General features: G+C 65.1%; 4 protein-coding genes and 1 pseudogene. All 5 read right to left on the minus strand.

Annotated elements, in window-relative coordinates; all coding sequences use genetic code 11:
* Positions 1-549 (minus strand): nucleoside hydrolase (locus tag EN964_RS27810; RefSeq protein ID WP_245490694.1); only part of this gene is annotated, 549 nt, incomplete at its 3' end.
* 8 nt (positions 550-557) lie between these two features.
* The gene (locus EN964_RS27815; protein WP_127272240.1) at positions 558-1,571 is read right to left on the minus strand and encodes a nucleoside hydrolase; all 1,014 of its coding nucleotides are present in this window, start codon (positions 1,569-1,571) and stop codon (positions 558-560) included.
* Positions 1,572-1,582: 11 nt separating this feature from the next.
* Entirely contained in the window at positions 1,583-2,569 is a 987-nt protein-coding gene (locus EN964_RS27820) for an ABC transporter permease (protein WP_127271624.1), read from the minus strand.
* Positions 2,557-3,597 carry an ABC transporter permease gene (locus tag EN964_RS27825; RefSeq protein ID WP_127272241.1) on the minus strand — a complete coding sequence of 347 codons (1,041 nt, stop codon included), beginning with the start codon at positions 3,595-3,597 and terminating at the stop codon, positions 2,557-2,559. The genes EN964_RS27820 and EN964_RS27825 overlap by 13 nt, the downstream gene beginning before the upstream one ends.
* Positions 3,594-3,920, minus strand: a pseudogene (locus EN964_RS27830) (heme ABC transporter ATP-binding protein); the annotation flags it as partial. The gene EN964_RS27825 and the pseudogene EN964_RS27830, both read right to left, overlap by 4 nt.

Below are 3,920 nucleotides of genomic sequence, written 5' to 3' on the forward strand. Positions count from 1 at the left end.
GTCCAGAACGATCTTCAGCGCCTCGGGGTCGCAGAACGCATTGAACTCGGTCGGCGTGATGATCTCGCTCTTGCGGTAGAACACGCCGCCCATCCAGATCAGCTCCTTGATCTTGGGCAGCACGTCGCGATGCTTGAGGATCATCAGGCCGATATTGCTGAGCGGGCCGGTGGCAACGACCAGGATCGGTTCGGGCGCGGCGCGCAGTCTGTCGGCCAGGAAATCGACGGCGTGCTGGTCAACCGGCTTGATCGTCGCCTGCGGCAGGTAGGGCGAGCCCTCGAGGCCGCTTGGGCCATCGGCGGTGCCGAGCACCAGCGGGCGCGCCAGCGGGCGGTGACAGCCCTGCGCGACAGGCACCTCGCCGGCGCCGATATACTCCAGGATGCGCAAGGCATTGGCGGTCGTCTTCTCGACTTCCGCATTGCCGCAGGTCGTGGTGACGCCGAGTAGTTCGATGGCCGGCGAGCGATGCGCCATGACCAGCGCGATGGCGTCGTCGTGGCCGGGGTCGCAGTCGAACAGGATAGGAGTTGGCTTGGTCATCATGTCGTCTTTCACGCCGCCCGCTCGTAGCGCGCTATGGTTTTCTTGAAGCCGTCGAGGAAACGCCGGCCGTCCAGGCCGGTGCAGATGCGGGTGGTCTTGGGCCCGCCGCCGGGCAGCAATTGCCGGCCGCGATAAGCGACGGTCTGGCCGCGCGCCAGCCTGCCGTCGAGCACGACGTCGGCGAACAGCGGCTCGGTCATCGTCGCCAGGCCGGGATCGAAAGCCAGCGCCACGGTGATCACGTCGTCCATCGGGAACCCGACGAGGTCGAAGAATTCGCGCCAGATGTCGATGTAGATCGGGAAGCTGTCGGCGATCATCTCAAGGACGGGATTGTCCCTCGCGACGGCCTGCATGTCGGCGATGTCGTCGCGCGTCAGCATCGAATCGGCGACGCGGTTGTCCTCGCAGATGTCGAGCGGCACGAGGATCTTCTCGACATCGGCGTTGAGCACGATGCGCGAGGCCTCCGGATCGGCCCAGATGTTGTACTCCGACAAGGGTGTGATGTTGCCCGGCGTCTGGAAATTGCCGCCGAGCACGATCAGCCGCTTCAGTGCACCGGTCAATCCCGGCTCCTGCAACAGCGCCATCGCCGCGTTGGTCAGCGGACCGGTCGTCACCAGCGTGATCTCGCCCGGATTGGCCATGACCGTGCCGATGATGAAATCGACCGCATGTCCCGGTGTGGCCTGCCGCACCGGCGTCGGCGCCGGCGGGTTGAACTTCTTCAGGCGATCGCCGAAACGGGCAACAAGCCGCTTTTCGAAATGCACCGGCGCTTCCATATCGGCCTTGGCGTTGCCGACGATCGGCCGCCACGCGCCGGCGTGAACCGGGATATCGTCACGCCCGGCGAGCGTCAGCGTGTTGAGGACGACATTGGTGACCTGCTCGATCGGGCCGGCGGCACCGGTCACGGTGGTCACGCCCTCGAGCCGCAGCTTCGGATTGATCGCCGCAAACAGCACGGCGAGAATATCGTCGCCGGCCGAATCCACGTCGAGGATTATGCGTTCCATAAAGGCTTCCTTCACTGGGGATTTTTGCCGCCGGCTTCAGTGTTCTTGTCGACCGACAGCAGCTTGCGCATCGATTCCAGCGTCTCCGCGATAATCCTCGGACGCGCCCGGTAGGACAGCGCGAACAATGCGATCAGCGCGACGACATAGGGGACGGTGAGAACCAGATAGGAGGGATAGCCGAACGTCTGCAGGCGCAACGAAAAAGCATCGGCGAAGCCGAACAGCAGGCAGCCGGCCAGCACCTTCAGCGGATCGCCATTGGAAAAGATCAGGATCGCCACCGCCATGAAACCGCGGCCCGACGACATGTTTTCGGTGAACATGGTGATGTAGCCGAGCGACAGATGAGCGCCGGCGAGGCCCGCCAGCAATCCGCAAAGCAGCGATGCGATGTAGCGGACGCGGGTGATCGAGATGCCAAGCGCCTCGGCGGCTTCCGGTTTTTCGCCGACGACGCGGATATAGAGGCCGAGCCGCGTCCTGGTATAGCAGACGACCAGCAGCGGCACCGCGATGAAGGCGACATAGACGAGCGGCGTGAAGCCGGAGATCAGCGGCGCCCACGAGCCGAGAAGGTCGCGGGCACCGGGCAGCTGGACTTTCGGCAGGCCGACGATGCCGTGACCGACGATCGAGCCGCGCGTGCCGAAGATCGCTTTCATCAGCGAGATTGTCATGCCGCCGGCCAGGATGTTGAGGGCCAGCCCGACGACCACTTCATTGGCCTTGAAGCTCACCACCAGGACAGCAAAAACCAGGGCGAAGACGAGCGCCGCCGCGACGCCGCAGGCGACCCCCGCCAGCGCGGAACCGGTCCAGATCGACCCGAGGACGGCGAAGAAGGCGCCGACCAGCATCTGCCCCTCGAGGCCGATGTTGAAGATGCCGGCCTTGGTGGTGAACGAGCCGCCAAGCGCGACCAGAAGGATGGGCGCGGTGGTGCGAAGCGTCGCCGCGATCAGCGCGACGTTGATGAGCTTGTCTAGAATTTCCATCGCCGCTCCCCTGCCTGGCTGTCGCCACGCTTTCTCACCAGCACCTGGGCCGACACGCTGAGGATGATCAGCGCCTGGATCACGGTGATGATTTCGCGCGACGCGCTGGTGTCGACCTCGAGCAGCAGCGATCCGTTGCGCAGGGCGCCGAAGAACAGTGCGGTGAAGATGGTGGCGACGGGCGAGCCATTGGCAAGCAGGGCGGCGATCAGCCCGTCGAAGCCGAAACCGGGGGCAAATCCTTCCATGAAGCGGTGATGGACGCCGAGCGTCTCGACGCCGCCGGCCAGCCCGCCGACGGCCCCTGAAAGCAGCAGGACCAGGAAACCCTGCCGTTTCACGTTGACGCCGCCATATTCGGCGAATTTCGGCGCCGAACCGACCATCGTGACGCCGTAACCCCATTTGGTGTAGCGGAAGACAAGGGCTGCGCCGACCGCCAGCACCAAGCCAATGACCAGGCCCCAGTTCAACCGCGAAAAGGTGAAGATCTCCGGCAGATAGGATGTCGCCAGGATCGGCGGCGTCTCCGACCAGCCACCCGGCCGCTTGAACAGGAAGATGGTGAAGTAGGACGTGAGCAGCACCGCCACGTAGTTCGACAGGATCGTCGAGACGACTTCGTTGGTGTTGTAGCGGGCGCGGAAGTAGGCGGGGATGGCGACCCAGGCCGCGCCTGCCACGACCGCCAGCGCCAGCGCGGCCAGCGTGTGAATGCCCGCGGGCAGGGGCATGGCAAAGCCGACCCACGCGGCGGCGAAGCCGCCGAGGAACAGCTGGCCCTCTATGCCGACGTTGAACATGCCGCCGCGCAGGCCGATGCAGGCGGCGACACCGCAGATCAGGATCGGCGTCGTCTGCAGCAAGGTCCCGGCGATCTTCTCCTGATCGCCGAAGGCGCCGCGCAACAGCGTCATGAACACACGCACCGGGCTTTCGCCGACCATGAGGATGATGATCGCGCCCATCAGCAGCGCCACGCCGATGGCGATCACCTGGCCGGAAACGGCACGCAAATGGTCTGTCATGATGCGGTCTCCGCGGCGAATTCCGGCACGGCCACGCCTGCCATCATCATGCCGATGCGCTCCTCGTCGGCCTCGTCGCCGGCGACCTCGCCCATGATCCGCCCGTTGAACATCACCAGGATGCGGTCGGCAAGGGCGGCCAGTTCGTCGAGCTGCACGGAAATCAGCAGGATTGCGCGGCCGGCGGCGCGCTGGCGCATGATCTCGTCATGAATGGCCTCCTGGGCGCCGATGTCGACGCCGCGCGTCGGCTGGTCGATCAGCAGGAAATCGGCGCCGTTGGTGAATTCGCGCGCCAGAACGACCTTCTGGATGTTTCCCCC

The sequence above is a fragment of the Mesorhizobium sp. M7A.F.Ca.CA.001.10.2.1 genome, from assembly GCF_003998575.1.
Lineage (GTDB): Bacteria > Pseudomonadota > Alphaproteobacteria > Rhizobiales > Rhizobiaceae > Mesorhizobium.

Coding starts and splice junctions, on each gene's coding strand:
- EN964_RS27815 (WP_127272240.1), bottom strand. CDS start 1,571: ATGGAACGCATAATCCTCGACGTGGATTCGGCCGGCGACGATATTCTC.
- EN964_RS27820 (WP_127271624.1), bottom strand. CDS start 2,569: ATGGAAATTCTAGACAAGCTCATCAACGTCGCGCTGATCGCGGCGACG.
- EN964_RS27825 (WP_127272241.1), bottom strand. CDS start 3,597: ATGACAGACCATTTGCGTGCCGTTTCCGGCCAGGTGATCGCCATCGGC.